The organism is Streptomyces sp. AHA2, from assembly GCF_036857595.1.
Taxonomy (GTDB): domain Bacteria; phylum Actinomycetota; class Actinomycetes; order Streptomycetales; family Streptomycetaceae; genus Streptomyces.
Window position 1 is genome coordinate 209,082 of sequence record NZ_JAUQWJ010000003.1, and the last position, 19,706, is coordinate 228,787.

Annotated in this window: 13 protein-coding genes; 10 read left to right on the forward strand and 3 right to left on the reverse strand. The window is 69.1% G+C overall.

The features are described 5' to 3' along the window. Positions 1-83 precede the first annotated feature (83 nt). Together Q5694_RS08280 and Q5694_RS08285 are read right to left on the reverse strand one after the other, a co-directional pair. Entirely contained in the window at positions 84-1,598 is a 1,515-nt protein-coding gene (locus tag Q5694_RS08280; protein ID WP_333932309.1) for a glycosyltransferase family 87 protein, read from the reverse strand. 121 nt (positions 1,599-1,719) lie between these two features. Further along, the gene (locus Q5694_RS08285) at positions 1,720-3,999 is read right to left on the reverse strand and encodes a transglycosylase domain-containing protein (protein WP_333931788.1); all 2,280 of its coding nucleotides are present in this window, start codon (positions 3,997-3,999) and stop codon (positions 1,720-1,722) included. Between the two features lie 763 nt (positions 4,000-4,762). On the opposite strand from Q5694_RS08285, the gene Q5694_RS08290 reads away from it, so the two are divergent. The 4 genes from Q5694_RS08290 (at position 4,763) to Q5694_RS08305 (ending at position 8,541) form a co-directional block, all read left to right on the forward strand. Then, positions 4,763-5,446, forward strand: a complete 684-nt coding sequence (locus Q5694_RS08290; RefSeq protein WP_333931789.1) for a PadR family transcriptional regulator — start codon at positions 4,763-4,765, stop codon at positions 5,444-5,446. Between the two features lie 45 nt (positions 5,447-5,491). Further along, on the forward strand, positions 5,492-6,574 hold the full coding sequence (locus tag Q5694_RS08295) for an inositol-3-phosphate synthase (protein WP_333931790.1): 1,083 nt from the start codon (positions 5,492-5,494) through the stop codon (positions 6,572-6,574). 89 nt (positions 6,575-6,663) lie between these two features. After that, a complete protein-coding gene (locus tag Q5694_RS08300) occupies positions 6,664-7,926 on the forward strand; it encodes an MFS transporter (RefSeq protein ID WP_333931791.1) in 1,263 nt (420 codons plus the stop codon). A gap of 123 nt (positions 7,927-8,049) precedes the next feature. Next, a complete protein-coding gene (locus Q5694_RS08305; protein ID WP_333931792.1) occupies positions 8,050-8,541 on the forward strand; it encodes an LppU/SCO3897 family protein in 492 nt (163 codons plus the stop codon). A 114-nt stretch (positions 8,542-8,655) separates the two neighbouring features. On the opposite strand, the gene Q5694_RS08310 is transcribed toward Q5694_RS08305, so the two are convergent. Beyond that, positions 8,656-10,101: a CCA tRNA nucleotidyltransferase gene (locus Q5694_RS08310; RefSeq protein ID WP_333931794.1), complete on the reverse strand. Its 1,446-nt coding sequence runs from the start codon at positions 10,099-10,101 to the stop codon at positions 8,656-8,658. 256 nt (positions 10,102-10,357) lie between these two features. Here Q5694_RS08310 and Q5694_RS08315 point away from each other — a divergent pair, with 256 nt between their 5' ends. The 6 genes from Q5694_RS08315 (at position 10,358) to trxB (ending at position 19,688) form a co-directional block, all read left to right on the forward strand. Continuing rightward, complete coding sequence (locus Q5694_RS08315; protein WP_333931796.1) at positions 10,358-12,736, forward strand: DUF6049 family protein; 2,379 nt, start codon at positions 10,358-10,360, stop codon at positions 12,734-12,736. Positions 12,737-12,779: 43 nt separating this feature from the next. After that, positions 12,780-15,050, forward strand: a complete 2,271-nt coding sequence (murJ, locus tag Q5694_RS08320) for a murein biosynthesis integral membrane protein MurJ (RefSeq protein WP_333931797.1) — start codon at positions 12,780-12,782, stop codon at positions 15,048-15,050. A gap of 141 nt (positions 15,051-15,191) precedes the next feature. Continuing rightward, a complete protein-coding gene (locus Q5694_RS08325; RefSeq protein ID WP_333931799.1) occupies positions 15,192-16,883 on the forward strand; it encodes a protein kinase family protein in 1,692 nt (563 codons plus the stop codon). A gap of 27 nt (positions 16,884-16,910) precedes the next feature. Beyond that, positions 16,911-17,636 carry an RNA polymerase sigma factor SigM gene (gene sigM / locus Q5694_RS08330; protein ID WP_333931800.1) on the forward strand — a complete coding sequence of 242 codons (726 nt, stop codon included), beginning with the start codon at positions 16,911-16,913 and terminating at the stop codon, positions 17,634-17,636. Further along, positions 17,633-18,550, forward strand: coding sequence for an anti-sigma factor family protein (locus Q5694_RS08335; protein WP_333931801.1), 918 nt, complete (start codon positions 17,633-17,635; stop codon positions 18,548-18,550). Before sigM ends, Q5694_RS08335 begins: the two co-directional genes overlap by 4 nt. A 169-nt stretch (positions 18,551-18,719) precedes the next feature. After that, positions 18,720-19,688 carry a thioredoxin-disulfide reductase gene (trxB, locus tag Q5694_RS08340; protein ID WP_333931803.1) on the forward strand — a complete coding sequence of 323 codons (969 nt, stop codon included), beginning with the start codon at positions 18,720-18,722 and terminating at the stop codon, positions 19,686-19,688. Positions 19,689-19,706 lie beyond the last annotated feature (18 nt).

Below are 19,706 nucleotides of genomic sequence, written 5' to 3' on the forward strand. Positions count from 1 at the left end.
CGATCCAGTGGCGACGAGAGAGGCCGGACACGACTCCCGTGTCCGGCCTCTCTGCTTGTCGCGCCACCTCTGAGGGTGTTCGCTCAGAGCGAACCACCCGTGGCTCCCTGTCGTCCCCAGTCGACCGCGGGGCCGTCGAACCGGGCCGCCGCCTCCTGCCGCTCGGGTTTGGCTACACGGCCCAGGACGAAGACGTCCTTCGCCCCGTCCAGCACCCCGCCCGAAGGATCGTCGTCCCCGGACCTGCGCACCGGGTCCCGGTCCGGCCGCAGGATGTCGCGCACGACCATGACGCACAGGTAGAGCGTCCCGAGCAGATGCAGACCGATGGCCCAGTGGTAGCCGTCGGTGGGCAGACCCTTGTGGGCGTCTCCACTGGTCGTGTACGCGAGGTACAGCCAGATTCCCAGGAAGTACGCCACCTCGCAGGCCTGCCAGATCAGGAAGTCCCGCCACTTGGGCCGGGCGAGAGCGGCCAGCGGCACCAGCCACAGGACGTACTGCGGCGAATAGACCTTGTTGGTGAGGATGAACGCCGCGACGATGAGGAACGCGAGCTGGGCGAAGCGCGGGCGGCGCCGAGCCGTCAGGGCCAGCACGGCAACGGCCGCACAGCACACCAGCATCAGCAGTGTGGCGAGCGTGTTCACGGTGTCGATGCCGAGCGGGTCGTCCGAGTTCTGAGCCATGATCAGCCAGAAGGAACCGAAGTCGACGCCCCGCTCCTGGCTGAAGGTGTAAAACTTCGACCAGCCCTCGAACGCGAACAGCATCACCGGGCCGTTCACCACGACCCAGGCGACGATCGCTCCGCCCAAAGCCGCCCCGAACTCCCGCCATCGGCCCGCGCGCCAGCACAGCACCAGCAACGGCCCGAGAAGCAGGAACGGATAGAGCTTGGCAGCCGTTGCCAGCCCCAGCAGAACGCCGAAGGCGAGGGCCCGGCCACGGGACCACATCAGCATCGCCGCAGCCGTCAGAGCGACCGCCAGCAGGTCCCAGTTGATGGTCGCCGTGAGTGCGAAGGCGGGCGCCAGAGCGACCAGCAGACCGTCCCAGGGGCGCCGGGCGTGGGTCCGGGTCACGCAGACGGCGATGACCGCCGCGCAGACCATCAGCATCCCGGCGTTGACCATCCAGTACCACTGCTCCTGGTCCTGGATCGTGCCGCTGCCGGGCGTGAGCCAGGAAGCGACCTCCATGAAGACACCGGTCAGCACCGGGTACTCCAGGTACTGCATGTCGCCGGGGAGCCGGTCGAAGTACGGCACGAGACCGTCGGCGAAGCCGCGCCCCTGATAGAGGTGCGGGATGTCCGAATAGCAGGCGTGGGTGTACTGGGAACTGGCGCCGTAGAACCAGGCACCGTTGTAACAGGGCGCCTTCTGGACCATGCCGAGGGCGAACATGCCGATCGCCATCAGCGCGATCACTCGCACCGGCGTCCACCACGACGTTCCGAGCAGGGCACGCCGCCCGAGCGGACCGCCGATCAGCTCACTGCCGGCCGCGGCGACTGCGTCCTCCTTGGTCGGCAGCACCGGCTCCGGCTTGTGGACGCCTGCTCGCGTCGATTCTGCACTGGGCATGCCGCACATCCTGCCGTACGAGTCCGGCCATACGCTGAGGGCCGCCGCACCCGGTGGGTGCGGCGGCCCTCGTTTCACGTGAAACACCTTCGCGTTTCACGTGAAACACCCAAGCCGGGCGGTTGGCCGGCTAACCGTTGGGGCCTCCGAAGATGCCTCCGTTGTCGCTTCCTCTGTTGGTGCCACCGTCGTCGGCCGTTTCGCTGGGCCCTGTCGGCGGAGCGGTGATGCCTCCGTCCGTGCCGCCGTTGTTCTGTCCGCCGTTGTCCTGGCCCCCGTCCTCCTCGCAACCGAAGAAGCCGCAGGTGTCGCTCGGCGAGGGCGACGGAGACGTCGGCGTCGTCTCGCTGGGCGTGGCGCTCGGCGTCTCGGACGGCGTCTCGCTGGGCTGCTCACTGGGAGTCGGCTTGGGCGTGGGGGCGCCGAGGGCGTCCTGGATGGTGCCGATCTTCTCTGCCGGCGGGAAGCCCAGATCGGGCTCGCCATCGAGTGCGGCCTTCATGTACTCGGTCCACACCTGCGTCGGCACGTCACCACCGTGGATGGACTGCTCACCGGCGGTGCCGTTCATCGACAGCAGCCTGGCGCTCTTGGGGTCCTCCCGGAACATGGCAACGGAGGTCGACAGCTGCTTGGTGTAGCCGACGAACCACGCCGACTTGTTCTCGTCGGTCGTACCCGTCTTACCGGCCGCCTTACGGCCCAGGGCCAGCGCCTTCTTACCCGTACCGTTCTGGATCACGTTCTCCAGCACGTCCGTGATGTTGTTCGCCACGTTCTCCGGCATCGCCCGGGTGACCCTCGGCTTCTGGAAGCCCTTGATCTCCTGGCCGTTCCACTTGACGCTCGTCACCGAGTAGGGGGCAGCCTGCTTGCCGGCGGCGGCGAATGTCGCATAGGCGTCTGCCATACGGATCGCGCTGGGCGTGGACGTACCGAGAGCGAACGAGGGGTTGAGCTCCTGCACCATGCTCTGATCCAGGATTCCGGACCGCTCGGCGACATCACGTACCCGCGCCATGCCCACATCGACACCGAGCTGCACGAACGGAGTGTTGACGGACTGCTCCATCGCCTTGCGCAAGGTGATGTAACCCCACGGGTGGTCGCTCTCGTTCTGCTGCCGGAAGACCGAGTTGTCCTTGCGCAGGTAGTACGTGCCGTCCGGCTTCCGGACCTTCAGGTCGTCATTGCCGTTGTACTTGCTCAGCGGCGAGAGCGGGCCGTCGCTGCGGTACGTGCCGTCCTGCATCGCGGCGGCCAGCACGAAAGGCTTCCACGTCGAACCGACGGGCACGCCCGAGGTGTCGGCGTTGTTGTTGAAGTGGCCTTTCTCGTAGCCCGCACCGCCGTAGAGCGCGACGATCGCCCCGTCATTCGGCTTCACCGAAGCCGCCCCGAACTGGACGTGCCTGTCCAGCTCACGCTTCTTCGGGTCGAGCTTCTCCTTCTCGACCTTCTTCACGGCTTTGGCCATCGCCTCGACCTTCTCCTTCTCGAAGGTCGTCTTGATCTGGTAGCCGCCCTGGTCGAACTGCTTCTCCGAGATGTTGGAGTGGTTCAGGACGTACTTCTTCGCCGTGTCCACCAGGTAGCCGATCTGGCCCGTCATGCCCTTGGTCGCCTTGCGACCCTGGGGTTCGGGGTACTTGCTGATCGCCTGCTGGTACTGCTCGTCCGTCAGCTTGTCGTCGTTGTGCATCTGCTCGAGGATCCAGCCCCAGCGGTCCTCCGACCGCTTGCGGTTGGCTTCCTTGGTGGCAGCCGGATCGATGCCGTCATTGCCTGCGGGGTCGTAGTACGTCGGCCCCTTGAGCAGCGCGGCGAGGAACGCGCACTCACTCGGCGTGAGCCGGTCCGCGTCCTTGCCGTAGTACGTCTGCGCGGCCGCCTGGATGCCGTAGGCGCCACGGCCGTAGTACGAGGTGTTCAGGTAGCCCTGGAGGATCTCGTCCTTCGAGAGCTTGGTGCCCACCTTGACGGAGATGAACATCTCCTTGAACTTGCGGGAGAGCGTCTGCTCCTGGCTCAGGTAGGTGTTCTTGACGAACTGCTGGGTGATCGTCGAACCACCCTGCGTGTCACCGCCGCGGGCCATGTTCGCCAGGGCTCGGGCGATACCCATGGGGTCGACGCCCGAGTCGTCGTAGAAGGTCTTGTTCTCAGCCGAGATCACCGCATCCCGCATGGCCATCGGGATGCGCTCGATCGTGACGTTCTGCCGGTTGGTGCCACTGCCGGCCGCGACCATCCGACTGCCGTCGGCCCAGTAGTAGACGTTGTTCTGCGACAGGGCCGCCGCGTTCTCCTCGTTGGGAACGCTAACCATGGCGTACCCGATGCCCGCCACGGCCACCAGGCTGCCCAGGAAGCCGATGCAGAGGCCGGAGACGAGCTTCCAGGAGGGCATCCACCGCTGCCAGCCGTATTTCCCGGCACGCGGGTAGTCGATCAGCCGCTTCCTGTCGGGAACGGCTGCGGCGCGGCCCCCGCCCGGGGCGGCACGCCGGCCGCCACGGGTCGGTTCCGCACCTCGGCGACGGCTGCCGCCGGTGCTTCTCTGCGCAGCACGCCGGGCCTCTGCACGGCCGCCGTACTGACGCTCCTCACCCCCCGAGCCGGGAGAACCCGACCCGTAGGAGTCGGACGGAGACCCGGTTGCGCCTCGCGGTGCCGCGCGGCGGCCGGAGGACGAGCCGGACTGGCCGCGTCGGGCCGCGGCACGTCCGCCTCCCTGCGGCTGCGGCGGTTTGCGACGGTGCTCGCTCATCGAACGACTACTCCTCGGGCAGGCGCACCCCTGCGCGCCTGGAAACGGCGGCTTGTTTCCGGTCCCCCCGAAGTACGGATGCGGTGGGCTCGGCATTCATCGGTCCCGCGTGCACCCGTACTACACCGAAGACCACGACGCCCGCAGGCGTCACTCGGTTCCCGGTGATGTGCATGGCGCACAGACTACGCACCGCCAAAACCTGCCAGGACCCCAAGTTCACCTCAAATCAGGCAAGTAGCGTCCGACGAATCGGTGATGTGATCCCGTTCACCACACCCCCTCTTGTCGCATCCAAAAGGCCGTTCTATCGTGCTGATGTATCGAGTCGATACATCAGCACGACACATCGGCCCGAGACATCGGACCGATACATGCGCACCGCGGCAGAGGGGAGGCGACGATGAGCCGGCGTTCCGGGATCCTCGAGTTCGCCGTACTCGGCCTGCTCCGCGAGTCTCCGATGCACGGCTACGAGCTGCGCAAGCGCCTCAACACGTCACTGGGGGTGTTCCGGGCGTTCAGCTACGGGACGCTCTACCCCTGCCTCAAGACGCTGGTCGCCAACGGCTGGTTGATCGAGGAGCCGGGCAGCACCGCCGAGGACGCCCTCTCCGCCCCCCTCGCAGGGCGGCGGGCCAAGATCGTCTACCGGCTGACAGCGGAGGGCAAGGAGCACTTCGAGCAGCTGCTCTCGCAGACGGGGCCCGACGCGTACGAGGACGAGACCTTCGCGGCCCGTTTCGCCTTCTTCGGGCAGACGTCACGCGACGTACGCATGCGCGTGCTGGAGGGACGCCGCAGCCGGCTGGAGGAGCGCCTCGAAAAGATGAGCGCCTCCCTGGCCCGGACCCGGGAGCGTCTCGACGACTACACGCTCGAGCTCCAGCGCCACGGGATGGAGTCCGTGGAGCGCGAGGTGCGCTGGCTGAACGAGCTCATCGAGAGCGAGCGGGCGGGACGGGACCTGAAGGGTTCCGCCACCGGGGAGCCCGCTTCGCGCGACACCACATCTGGAGCGTCGGGCGGCCTGCCCCGGACGGGGGACGACCCCCGTCCGGATACGCCCGGCGACACCGCCACGTGAGAGCCCGCTGACGGGCCTCACTCGTACACACAGGGAGCAACCGGAATGGGTTCGGTCCGCGTAGCCATCGTCGGTGTGGGCAACTGCGCCGCATCGCTGGTGCAGGGAGTCGAGTACTACAAGGACGCCGATCCGGCGTCCAAGGTGCCGGGCCTGATGCACGTCCAGTTCGGCGACTACCACGTCCGCGACGTCGAGTTCGTCGCCGCGTTCGACGTGGACGCCAAGAAGGTCGGTCTCGACCTGGCGGACGCCATCGGCGCCTCCGAGAACAACACCATCAAGATCTGCGACGTGCCCCACTCCGGTGTGACGGTCCAGCGCGGTCACACCCTCGACGGTCTCGGCAAGTACTACCGCGAGACCATCGAGGAGTCCGCCGAGGAGCCGGTCGACGTCGTCCAGGTCCTCAAGGACAAGCAGGTCGACGTCCTCGTCTGCTACCTGCCCGTGGGCTCCGAGGACGCGGCGAAGTTCTACGCCCAGTGCGCCATCGACGCCAAGGTCGCCTTCGTCAACGCCCTTCCGGTCTTCATCGCCGGCACCAAGGAGTGGGCCGACAAGTTCACCGAGGCGGGCGTCCCGATCGTCGGTGACGACATCAAGTCGCAGGTCGGCGCGACCATCACGCACCGTGTCATGGCGAAGCTGTTCGAGGACCGGGGCGTCGTCCTGGACCGCACGATGCAGCTGAACGTCGGCGGCAACATGGACTTCAAGAACATGCTCGAGCGCGACCGCCTCGAGTCGAAGAAGATCTCCAAGACGCAGGCCGTCACCTCCCAGATCCGCGACCGCGAGCTGGGCGAGGGCAACGTCCACATCGGGCCGTCCGACTACGTCGCCTGGCTGGACGACCGCAAGTGGGCCTACGTCCGCCTCGAGGGCCGTGCCTTCGGTGACGTCCCGCTGAACCTGGAGTACAAGCTCGAGGTGTGGGACTCCCCGAACTCGGCCGGCGTCATCATCGACGCCCTGCGCGCCGCGAAGATCGCCAAGGACCGCGGCATCGGCGGTCCGATCCTGTCGGCGTCGAGCTACTTCATGAAGTCCCCGCCCGTGCAGTACTTCGACGACGAGGCCCGTGAGAACGTCGAGAAGTTCATCAACGGCGAGGTCGAGCGCTGAGGCGCCACAACTGATCGCTCCTGCCAGGGCTGTGAGGGTCCCCGGGTCGCATGACCCGGGGACCCTCCCCGTATGTGAGGCTGGGGCCCATGGCCGTCGTCCGTGACCTGCGCGTCCTCTTGCGCTTCCAGGGGTTCAGGCGCCTGCTCGCCGTGCGCCTGCTGTCCCAGGGGGCCGACGGCGTCTACCAGGTGGCGCTCGCCGCCTATGTCGTCTTCTCCCCCGAGAAGCAGACCTCGGCGGCCGCGATCGCCACCGCCATGGCGGTGCTGCTGCTCCCGTACTCGCTCGTCGGGCCCTTCGCCGGTGTTCTGCTGGACCGGTGGAGGCGCCGCCAGGTCCTCTTCTTCGGCAGCCTGTTGCGAGCCCTGCTGGCCATGGCGACGGCCCTGCTCGTGCTCAGTCCGGCCCCCGACTGGCTCTTCTACGTCTCGGCCCTGTGCGTCACGGCCGTCAACCGCTTCGTCCTGTCCGGCCTGTCGGCCGCCCTGCCGCGCGTGGTCGACGCCGAACGGCTCGTCATCGCCAACTCCCTGTCTCCGACGGCCGGGACGCTCGCCGCGACCGCGGGCGGCGGGATCGCCTTCGTCGTCCGTCTCGTGACGGTGGACTCGGACGCGGTGGTGGTGCTCGTGGCGGCGGGACTGTATCTGTGCGCCGCCGTCGCGTCGTTGAGCATGGCGCGCGAACTCCTCGGGCCGGATCGGAACGGGCAGACGCAGCGGCTCCGGACGGCCCTCACCGGCACCGCCCGGGAACTGGTGGCCGGCGTGCGCCATCTGGCCGCCCCGGGCCGCCGGGAGGCCGCGTGGGCGCTGGCGGCGATGTCGCTCATGCGGTTCTGCTACGGCGCCCTGCTGGTGATGCTGCTGATGCTCTGCCGGTACGCCCTCACCTCGACGCCCGACGACGGACTGGCCCTGCTGGGGCTGGCGTTGGGTGTCTCCGGCGCCGGGTTCTTCGCAGCAGCCGTGATCACGCCCTGGACCGCGGGACGGCTCGGACCGGGCCGCTGGATCGTGGTGTGTGCGGGGGCGGCGGCACTGCTGGAGCCCGCACTGGGGCTGCCGTTCGCCACCGTTCCGCTCCTGGCGGCCGCCTTCGTCCTGGGGCTGACGACACAGGGCGCGAAGATCGCCACCGACACCATCGTTCAGTCGTCCGTCGACGACGGCTTCCGTGGCCGGATCTTCTCCGTTTACGACGTGCTGTTCAACGTCTTCTTCGTCGGGGCAGCCGCTGTGGCCGCCCTGATGCTGCCGCCGGACGGCCACTCCGTGCCTCTGGTGATCACGATCGCCGTTACCTACGCGGCAGTAGCTGCCGCTATGGCCCGCTCTGTCCGCCGATAAGTGTCACATCAGTGCCACAGAGCCATTGTCGGCTACTGCACTGTCAGTGCGGGCCGATAACTTACGTGCGTCTTATCTCGCGACATGTTCGCGTCACTCATCGTGTTCTAGGGGGACCCCCGTATGTCCACTCCGCCGCCCCAGGGCAACCCGTTCGCTCAGGGCCAGCCGCAGGCTCCGTATCCGCCGCAGGGCGGCGTCCCTCAGCAGCCCGGTCAGCCAGGCTTCCCGCCCCCGGGCGGCGCACCGCTTCCGCCGCAGCCGACCGGTCGCAAGCTCAGCTTCAAGACCATCAAGACCATCGTCATCGTCCTCATCGTGGCCGGTGTGGCCATCGGCGGCTACATAGCCAGCCGGGACGACGCCAACACGGCCGCCGTCGGCGACTGCATGCACCGCGGCAGCACCAACGACAACGACCCGGACCTCGAGGTCGTCGACTGCAAGGACTCGGCTGCCCAGTACGAGGTGCTGGCCAAGATCGAGGGCAAGTTCCTCACGGACACGCTGGCTTCCAGCAAGTGCGAGTCCGAGGCCAAGGACTTCCAGTACGTCTACACCCAGAGCGGTGACGGCAAGGACTTCCTGCTCTGCCTCAAGGACCACAAGAAGTAGGACTGACATACGGAGGGGCGGTGTTTCACGTGAAACACCGCCCCTTCCGCTCGTAGCGACACCGTCTGATCGGGGGCCATGTTTCACGTGAAACATGGCCCTCGTTTCACGGGCTCAGTCCTGCTGTGCCGCCCACCACTCCTTGAGCGCGCTCACCGCAGCGTCATTGTCCATCGGCCCGTTCTCCAACCTGAGCTCCAGCATGTGCTGGTAGGCACGACCGATGACCGGCCCCGGACCGACGCCGAGAATCTCCATGATCTGGTTGCCGTCGAGATCCGGGCGGATGGAGTCCAGCTCCTCCTGTTCCTGCAGCTTGGCGATCCGCTCCTCCAGGCCGTCGTAGGCACGGGAGAGAGCCGCCGCCTTGCGCTTGTTGCGTGTGGTGCAGTCCGATCGGGTCAGCTTGTGCAGGCGGTCGAGAAGCGGACCGGCGTCCCGCACGTAACGACGGACCGCCGAGTCCGTCCACTCACCCGTGCCGTAGCCGTGGAAGCGCAGGTGCAGTTCGACCAGCCGCGAGACGTCCCGCACCAGCTCGTTGGAGTACTTCAGGGCCGTCATGCGCTTCTTGGTCATCTTCGCGCCGACCACCTCGTGGTGGTGGAACGAGACCCGGCCGTCCTTCTCGAAGCGGCGTGTGCGCGGCTTGCCGATGTCGTGGAGCAGGGCGGCCAGGCGCAGGGTCAGGTCGGGGCCGTCACTCTCCAGGGCCATCGCCTGCTCGAGCACGATCAGTGTGTGGTCGTAGACATCCTTGTGGCGGTGGTGCTCGTCACGCTCCAGGCGCAGGGCCGGCAGCTCCGGGAGCACGCGATCGGCGAGGCCGGTGTCCACCAGCAGCGTGAGTCCCTTGCGCGGGTGGGCCGAGAGGATCAGCTTGTTCAGCTCGTCCCGCACGCGCTCGGCCGAGACGATGTCGATGCGCCCAGCCATCTCCGTCATGGCCGTGACGACCTCGGGAGCGACCTCGAAGTCGAGCTGGGCCGCGAACCGCGCGGCCCGCATCATGCGCAGCGGGTCGTCCGAGAAGGAGTCCTCCGGGGTGCCGGGGGTGCGCAGCACACGCGCCGCCAGGTCTTCCAGCCCGCCGTGCGGATCGATGAACTCCTTCTCCGGCAGCGCGACAGCCATCGCGTTGACGGTGAAATCGCGGCGTACGAGGTCTTCCTCGATGGAGTCGCCGTAGGAGACCTCGGGCTTGCGCGAGGTCCGGTCGTAGGCCTCGGACCGGTAGGTCGTCACCTCGATCTGGAAGCCGCCCTTCTGCGCGCCGACCGTGCCGAAGGCGATTCCGACCTCCCAGACGGCGTCCGCCCAGGGGCGCACGATCCTGAGCACGTCCTGCGGTCGGGCATCGGTCGTGAAGTCCAGATCGTTGCCGAGCCGGCCCAACAGCGCGTCCCTTACCGAGCCGCCGACCAGGGCGAGCGAGAACCCTGCCTCCTGGAAACGGCGGGCGAGGTCATCGGCGACAGGAGCGACCCGCAGCAGTTCACTCACGGCGCGCTGCTGCACCTGGCTCAGGGCACTGGACGTGTCTTCATTGGCGTTCGGCACAACAAAAGAGGGTACGTGGCCCGGTGCCGTCGGCTCCCCCTGTTATCCATGCGAACACGTCCCGCCATACCAGGACAAGGTAGGGCCTGCGTCGGTAAGGGGTCGCTCGTTCCCCGTAGAGGCCCATACCGGGCAGGCGGACTCCGGTAGCCGATCTTGTGGTGCGGACCGCGGCACGTCACCTCAGCGCGCATCGTTACCATGCGTGGACGCACATTCCGACGACCACTGACGACGACGAGGGACGGACGAGCGCGTGGCCGAGGCGGCAGACTTCCAGGGGACCAGTGCCTCACCTGCCCGCCGGTGGCTGCGGCGCACCGGGGCATTGCTCGCGGGTGCGCCCCTGCTGGCCGGCCTGCTCCAGCTGCCCACCGCGAGCGCGGCGGACGCGGCCGGGCAGGATTCCGCCCGGGCCGCCGCCGGCTCGGGCTCAGTGGCCGTCGCCGTCGACTCGCTCACTCCCAGCGCCCCCACCGAGGGCGACACGGTGACCGTGTCGGGCACGGTGACCAACAAGGGCAAGCAGACCGTCACCGACGCCCACGTCGATCTCCAGGTCGGGCCGCCGCTCGACACCCGCTCGTCCATCGACGCCCTCGCCAGGAAGAGCGACGATGTCCAGGGGCCCGCGGGTGAGACGGTCGGCGGCAAATACACGGAGAAGTTCCCCGCGCTCACGCCGGGAGTCTCCGAGCCGTTCAGCATCTCGGTCCCGGTCGACGAACTGGACCTGGGCGGGGACGGCGTCTACCAGCTCGCCGTCGCGCTGTCCGGGGAGACCGCCGCGCAACCCTGGGACCAGGTCCTCGGCGTCCAGCGGACGTTCCTGCCGTGGCAGCCGGAGGAAGCCGGGACCAAGACGAGGACCACGTTCCTGTGGCCTCTCATCTCCAGCTCCCACATGGTCGCCGAGACGGGGTCGAACGAGCAGCAGACTCCGGTCTTCCGGGATGACGAGCTGGCCGAGGAGATCGCCCCGGGCGGTCGTCTCGACCAGATGGTGTCGCTGGGCAAGGGCCTCGACGTCACCTGGGTGATCGACCCGGACCTGCTGGCCTCCGTCGACGCGATGACCAAGAGCTACGAAGTCCGCGGCGTGGACGGCAGCACCATCGACGGCGCCCACCAGGCGGATGCCAAACGCTGGCTCGCCGAACTGCAGGAGGCGGTCGCAGGCGAGGAGGTCGTCGCCCTGCCGCACGGCGACCCCGACCTTGCGTCCATCGCCCACCACGGCACGAGCGTCACCGGCACCCTGAACCACCTGAAGGAAGCCACCGACGTCATCGACCCCACGATCCAGACGATCCTCCACGTGAAACCGTCCAAGGACTTCGCCTGGCCCGTGGACGGAGCCGTCGACCCGTCGATCGTGAAGGTCGCGACCTCCGCGGGTGCCGACAAGGTGATCGCCCGCAGCGACAGCCTGCAGGACAACCTCTCCTACACCCCGTCCGCCGCCCGCCCCATCGGCGCGGGCACCACGGCGGTCGTGGCCGACGCCCGGATGTCCTCGGCGTTCCAGGGCGACCTGACGCGCGCCTCGGCGTCCACGCTCGCGGTGCAGCGGTTCCTGGCCCAGAGCCTGGCCTTCGGCCTGCAGACGGGCAAGCAGCGCAGTGTCGTCGTCGCCCCGCAGCGCATGCCGTCCGTCAGCCAGGCCCAGGCCATGGCCGAGGCCCTGAGCACCTTGCAGGGCGGGAACTGGTCCGAGTCCCAAGACCTCACGGCCGCCGCCAGGACCAAGCCCGATCCTGCGGCCAACACCAGGGTGCCGTCGGCGTCGGCGTACCCCTCCTCGCTGCGCAAGCAGGAGCTGCCGCAGGCCGCCTTCGAGCAGATCGCCGAGACCCAGGGCAAGCTCGACAAGTTCAAGGTGATCCTCACCCGCCAGTCCCGCGTGGTGACCCCGTTCGGGCGCGCCATGGAGCGCGAGATGTCCACGACGTGGCGGGGTCGGGGCGTCGCGGCGGTGGGGTACCGGGACGGCATCGAGGGTTACCTCGACGGGCTCATCGACGGGGTCAAGCTGATCCAGAAGTCGGAGACCAAGCTCTCCGGCCGCAGCGCCACCATCCCGGTGACCGTCCAGAACAACCTGGTCCAAGGTGTCGAGCATCTGAGACTGCGGCTCACGTCGAAGAACCCGACACGACTCGAGATCGGCGGCGACGCCTACGAGGAGCAGCCGGTCAGCGTCAACGGCGGCCATGCCCAGTCGGTGAAGTTCACCACGTCGGCCAACGCCAACGGCCGGGCCGAAGTCGTCGCCCAGCTGTACACGCAGGACGGTCAGAAGTACGGCGCACCGGTCACCTTCGACGTGCGCGTCACCGAGGTCACGCCCACGGTCATGCTGGTCATCGGCGGTGGCGTCCTGCTCCTGGTCCTGGCCGGCTTCCGGATGTACACCCAGCGCAAGCGCGCCGCCGCCCGTGAGGCGGCCGAGGACGAGGCCGCCGAGGCCGACGGCCCGGTGGACGCCCCGCGGAACCCGCCTGCCCCCGGCGACCGTCAGCAAGAGGAGTCCGGCGCACGGGCGGGCACCCCCGAGCAGCCGAGTGACCCGGCCCCGGACACCGCAGCGGAAAGCGCCGACCCGTCCGGCACGGGTGAGAGAGTGGACCGTTGACATGTCGTGGCCGGTGGGCCCGGGACGATGAGGTGGGGTAACCATGAACGCGCCGTACGACGGTGACCGCGGCCGTGCCGCGGGCAGCCCGGGCCATCCCGAGGCGGGAGGGCCCGAGGGCGCGCCGGACGAGCACGGCCAGGTGCCGCCCCACCCGGCGGACGCCTACCTCCAGGACGCCTACGCCCAGGACCCCTACCGGGCGCAGAACCCCACCGCCCAGGATCCCGTCGCCCAAGCTCAGTACGACCACGCCGGGCACCAGCCGCCCGCCCCGGGCACCCACCAGGCGCAGCAGCAGCTGTACGCGCAGCCGCCGCAGTCGCCCTACGCGCCCGACCCGCGGGTCTGGGCGCAGACGCCCGCACCGGAGCCGGACGGCCCGACGCGGCACCTGCCCTACGGCGACGACCCCCGCACCACCCAGTTCGTGGGCGTGGACGACCTCGTCTCCCAGTCCGGGGAGCCGCGCCAGGAGCCGGACGCCTTCGCGCATCTCTTCCGCGACCAGCAGCAGGCAAGCGGACACCCCTCGTACGAGTCGCCCTCGTTCCCCGGTCCGTCGCCGGCCCCGGGCCATGCCCCGCAGGGCTCGTACGCGGCGTACGGGCAGACGGCACCGGCCCCGCTGGTGGAGGAGGCCCCTGAGCCGGAGCCCGCGCCGGCCCCCGCTGCCAAGAAGGGCGGGCGTGCCGCGGGTCTGCTGAAGTCCAGCGCCGTGATGGCGGCGGGCACGATGGTCTCCCGCCTGACCGGCTTCGTCCGCTCCGCACTGATCGTGTCGGCTCTGGGAGTCGGCCTCCTCGGCGACACCTTCCAGGTCGCGTACCAGCTGCCGACGATGATCTACATCCTCACCGTCGGCGGCGGTCTCAACTCCGTGTTCGTGCCGCAGCTGGTGCGCGCCATGAAGGACGACGAGGACGGCGGCGAGGCGTACGCGAACCGTCTGCTGACCCTGGTCATCGTGACGCTCGGCGGGCTCACCGTGCTCTCGGTCATCGGGGCGCCGCTGCTGATCCGTGTGCTGTCCAACGGAGTCGCCAGTGATCCGGCGGCCAACCGGGTCGCCATCACCTTCGCCCAGTTCTTCCTGCCCACGATCTTCTTCATGGGCGTCCATGTGGTGATGGGCCAGATTCTCAACGCGCGCGGCAAGTTCGGCGCGATGATGTGGACCCCGGTCCTGAACAACATCGTCATCATCGTGACGCTGGGCATGTTCATCTACGTCTACGGCACGGCTGCCGAGTCCGGGATGGAGGCCGGGACGATCCCGCCGGAGGGCCAGCGCCTGCTCGGCGTCGGCGTCCTGCTCGGGCTTGTGGTCCAGGCGCTGGCGATGATCCCCTACCTGCGGGAGACCGGCTTCCGGCTGCGGCTGCGCTTCGACTGGCGGGGTCAGGGCCTGGGCAAGGCCGTCACGCTGGCCAAGTGGACGGTCCTGTTCGTCCTCGCCAATCAGGCGGGCGCCATGATCGTCATCCAGCTGTCCACCGCGGCCGGCAAGGCCGCCCCCGTCGACGGCACCGGTTTCGCCGCCTACGCCAACGCCCAGCTGATCTGGGGCCTGCCCCAGGCCATCATCACCGTTTCCCTCATGGCCGCGCTGCTGCCGCGCCTGTCGCGCTCGGCGGCCGAGGGCGACGGCGGTGCCGTCCGCGACGACATCTCGCAGGGCCTGCGCACCACCGCCGTCGCGATCGTGCCGATCGCCTTCGGGTTCCTCTCCCTCGGCATCCCCATGTGCACGCTGATGTTCGGTTCCTCCGGCACCAGCGAGGCGACGAACATGGGCTACATGCTGATGGCGTTCGGCCTCGGCCTGATCCCGTACTCGGTGCAGTACGTCGTCCTGCGTGCCTTCTACGCCTACGAGGACACGCGCACCCCCTTCTACAACACGGTCATCGTGGCCGCGGTCAACGCGGGCGCCTCGGCGGTCTGTTACTTCGTCATCCCGTCCCGCTGGGCCGTCGTCGGCATGGCCGCCTCGTACGGGCTGGCCTACGCGATCGGTGTCGGTGTCGCCTGGCGCCGGCTGCGCAAGCGGCTGGGCGGGGACCTGGACGGCGCCCGGGTGCTGCGGACTTACGCCCGCCTGTGCATCGCGTCCGTTCCCGCCGCCCTGCTCAGCGGCGCGGTCTGCTACGGCATCGGCCGCACGCTCGGCCAGGGCGTCGCCGGTTCGCTCCTCGCGGTGTTCGCGGGCGGTGCCGTGCTGCTCGCCGTCTTCTTCGTCGCCGCCCGCCGTATGCGCATCGAGGAGCTCAACTCCCTGGTGGGCATGGTCCGCGGGCGCCTGGGACGCTGAGGCGGGGGGACAGGCGCACAACCATCGTCAGCCACCGCGTGTCGTGCATAGCGGCGGACTGTGGGCACAATTGGTTTCGGCGTCGGACGGCACGCAACGGATGCCGGCCGGCGCGCAATGGATGGGGAGGCAGGGACGACGGTGGCAGAACGGAGTACGGCTGCCGTCGACGTGGCAGACAACAGCGACGAGACGTCGCTGACCGCACAGGCGGACCAGTCCACGGCCGACGGGGTGGCCAAGAACCGGGAGCGGGACACGGACAGCGACGAGGTACAGGAGAGCCCCCGGGCCGACGGTTCCGGAAAGACCTCGCCGCCCGAACTGCACAGCGGTCACAAACTCGCCAGACGCTATCGCCTGGAGGAGTGCGTCACCCGTCTCGACGGCTTCAGCAGCTGGCGTGCCGTCGACGAGAAGCTCCGACGTGCCGTCGGGGTGCACATCCTGCCCGCGGACCACACGCGTGCCCGCACCGTCCTGGCCGCTGCCCGCTCCTCCGCCCTCCTGGGCGATCCCCGCTTCGTCCAGGTCCTGGACGCGGTGGAGGAGAACGACGTCGTCTACGTCGTCCACGAGTGGCTCCCCGACGCCACGGAACTGACCACGCTCCTCGCCTCCGGACCCCTGGAGCCGTACGACGCCTACCAGCTGGTGAGCCAGGTCGCCTCCGCCATGGCAGCCGCGCACCGTGAGGGTCTGGCCCATCTGCGGCTGAATCCCAACGCCGTACTGCGCACCTCGACCGGTCAGTGGCGCATCCGCGGTCTCGCCGTGAACGCCGCCCTGCGTGGCATCGCCTCCGACACCCCGCAGCGCACGGACACGGAGGCCATCGGAGCCCTCCTGTACGCGGCGCTCACCCAGCGCTGGCCCTACGAGAGCGACGCCTACGGGTTGTCCGGTCTGCCGAAGGACGTCGGCCTCATCGCACCGGACCAGGTGCGTGCCGGTGTCCACCGCGGGCTGTCCGAACTCTCCATGCGCGCACTGGCCAACGACGGTGCCACCGCTTCCCGGCACGAATCGCCCTGCACCACGCCCGAGGAGCTGGTGAAGGCGATCGGCGACATGCCGCGCATCCGTCCTCCGGAGCCGGCGTTCACCGCTCCGCCCGAGTACCAGCGCACCACCTACCAGCAGGGCAGCTACGGACGGCAGGGCGCGCATGCGGGGGTCACCCAGCCGGGGACCACTCCGCCGCCCCCGCTGCAGAGCCGCACGGGCAAGGCCCTGAAGTGGGCCGTGTCCGCGCTGCTGATCGCCGCCCTGGGCCTCGGCAGCTGGCAGCTGGCGGACGCCCTCATGGACCACGGCGGCAAGGACGACGATCCGGGGCAGACCCAGACGAACGACGGGAACGACAAGAGCCCGAGGAAGCCGATCAGCAAGCCCCTCGCGATCGAAGGCGTCAAGGACTTCGACCCGTTCGGCAGTGACGGATCCGAGAACCCGGACGAGACAAGCCGCGTCTACGACGGCGCTCCCGGCACCTACTGGGAGACCAGCTTCTACACCAGCGCCGACTTCGGCCGGCTGAAGTCCGGAGTGGGCGTCATCCTCGACCTCGGCACGGTGCAGGAGGTCGGGCGGGTGACGGTCTCGTTCCAGGGCGCCACCTCCGTGGAACTGCGCGCCGCCGGTGACGCCACCATCCAGCCCCAGTCCCTCGATGCCTACGCCGAGGTCGCTCAGGGGTCCGGTACGACGGTGACGCTCAAGCCCGGCGAGGCGGTCAAGAGCCGGTATCTCCTGGTGTGGTTGACCAAGCTGCCGCTGACCGCCGAAGGCAACTACCGCGGACGCGTGGTGGACATCAAGGTGACCAGCTGACGGCATCTGCCTCGAGGAAGGGGGCCGATGGCAGACGGCACCGGGTACGACGGCGTGAGCGACCGGGATCTCCTCGGCCAGCACGTCCAAGGCGACCCTGACGCCTTCGGTGAGATCGTGCGGCGCCACCGCGACCGGCTCTGGGCCGTCGCCCTGCGGACGCTGGGGGATCGCGAGGAGGCCGCTGACGCGGTGCAGGACGCCCTCATCTCCGCCTACCGAGCCGCCCACACCTTCCGGGGCCAGTCGGCCGTCACGACATGGCTGCACCGCATCACGGTCAACGCCTGCCTGGACCGTGCCCGCAAGGTGGCCTCCCGCAAGACCTCCCCCGTCGACGACATCGAGCGGCTGGAGCAGCTGCTGGAGCCGCACGAGTCGGCTTCGGCGCCGGCCGAGCGCAACGATCTCCACCGGCAGCTCATCCAGGCCCTCGGCACCCTGCCGGCCGATCAGCGCGCCGCGCTCGTCCTGGTCGACATGCAGGGCTACCCCGTCGCCGAAGCGGCCCGGATCCTCGACGTGCCGACCGGCACGGTGAAGAGCCGTTGCGCCCGTGGCCGAGCCAGACTCCAGCCGCTGCTGACCCACCTCCGGCCGGACGGCGACGGCCGAGGCCAGAATCCAGACGAGAAGCGGAACCGGACGCAGGAGCCGACCGTCCCACCCGCAGCGGGACCGGACGGAGCGGACCCGCCGGAGACAGGACCGAGTGACCCAGCTGCAGTGAAGGGCGGAGGTGGACGAGCGTGACGTCGACGAAAGGCATGGCCGGGCACCCGGACGTCACGGAGATCTCCGACCTCGCCGAGGGCCTGCTGCCTCCATCGCGCGGCTCCGCCGTGCGCCGTCATCTCGACGGGTGCGAAGTGTGCGCGGACGTCTATGCCTCCTTGGAGGAGATCCGCGGGCTGCTCGGCACGCTGCCGGGTCCACCGCGCATGCCCACCGATGTCGCGAACCGCATCGACGCCGCTCTGGCCGCCGAGGCACTGCTGAACACCAAGGAGCCACCATCCGCGGAGCAACCGATCGATGGTTCCGGTGGCTCGTCCGCTGACGCCGAGACGCATGTTTCACGTGAAACACCGACGTCCGCCGGTCGCCCGACAGGTCGCCCTCGCACTGCCACCACCGGCCCGGGCCGGAAGGGCCGAACCCGCTCCGGACGCCGCAGGGTCGCTGTCCTGGGCGCCGTCTTCACGGTTGCCGCGCTTGGTATCGGTTCGGCCCTGTGGGCGTCACTCGGTGAGGACCAGCCGACCCGTGACGCGGCGGGGGAACGGGCAACCACCCCTGCGGACACCTTCTCCGACGGAACGCTGAAGAAGCAGGTCGCCGGTCTCCTGGCCGAAGAGAAGACCGAGGGCGGAGGCGGGTCCCGTACCCCGCTGGGCGCCGCGACCGCACCCGACGGCAACCACCCCAAGGTCTTCAAGGAGCCCGTCGTCCCGGGCTGCGTTCGCGACGGCATCGGCCGGGAGGATGACGCCCTGGCTGTCGAGGACGGCAGGTACCAGGGGAAGAAGGCCTTGCTCGTCTTGCTTCCGGCCGCTTCGGACCCGACTCGGGTCACCGCGTACATCGTCGATGCCACGTGTGTGGATCACCGAGCGTCCGATGCCCGCGGCACGATCCTTCTGGAGCGTACGTACCCGTCCGTGTGACGCGGCGCTTCGTCTTCGCCCTGCGTGGTAACCGGCACGGTGGGGGGCGTCTCCGTGTGCCCGGGCACAGCGGGAATGCCAGCCCCTTAGGATCCGTTGGGTGGGGTGAGAGCTGCGAGACAAGCTCCCACCGGTCGACCGACGCAGTCCAGAGACGAGGAATCTAGCCGTGAGCGACGTCCGTAACGTGATCATCATCGGCTCCGGGCCCGCCGGCTACACGGCGGCGCTCTACACCGCGCGCGCGTCGCTGAAGCCGCTGGTCTTCGAGGGCGCCGTCACCGCCGGTGGCGCGCTCATGAACACCACCGACGTCGAGAACTTCCCGGGCTTCCAGGACGGCATCATGGGCCCCGAGCTCATGGACAACATGCGCGCCCAGGCGGAGCGCTTCGGCGCCGAGCTCGTCCCGGACGACGTCGTGGCCGTGGACCTCACCGGCGAGATCAAGACCGTCACGGACACGGCCGGCACCGTCCACCGGGCCAAGGCCGTCATCGTGGCCACCGGGTCTCAGCACCGCAAGCTCGGCCTGCCGAACGAGGACGCTCTCTCCGGGCGTGGCGTGTCCTGGTGCGCCACCTGTGACGGGTTCTTCTTCAAGGACCAGGACATCGCCGTGATCGGCGGTGGTGACACCGCGATGGAGGAGGCGACCTTCCTCTCGCGATTCGCCAAGTCCGTGACCGTCGTCCACCGCCGCGACACCCTGCGTGCCTCCAAGGCCATGCAGGAGCGCGCCTTCGCCGACCCGAAGATCTCGTTCGTCTGGGACAGCGAGGTCGCCGAGATCCAGGGCGACCCGAAGCTGTCCGGGCTGAAGCTGCGCAACCTCAAGACGGGCGAGCTGTCGGACCTGGCGGTGACGGGACTGTTCATCGCGATCGGTCACGACCCGCGTACCGAGCTCTTCAAGGGCCAGCTCGACCTGGACGAGGAGGGCTACCTGAAGGTGAACGCCCCGTCGACCCGGACGAACGTGACCGGTGTCTTCGGCGCCGGCGACGTAGTGGACCACACCTACCGGCAGGCGATCACCGCGGCCGGCACCGGTTGCTCCGCCGCTCTCGACGCCGAGCGCTACCTCGCCGCCCTGGCGGACGAGGAGCAGCCCGAGCCCGAGAAGACCTCCGTCTGACTCTCTCCCGACCCGCCC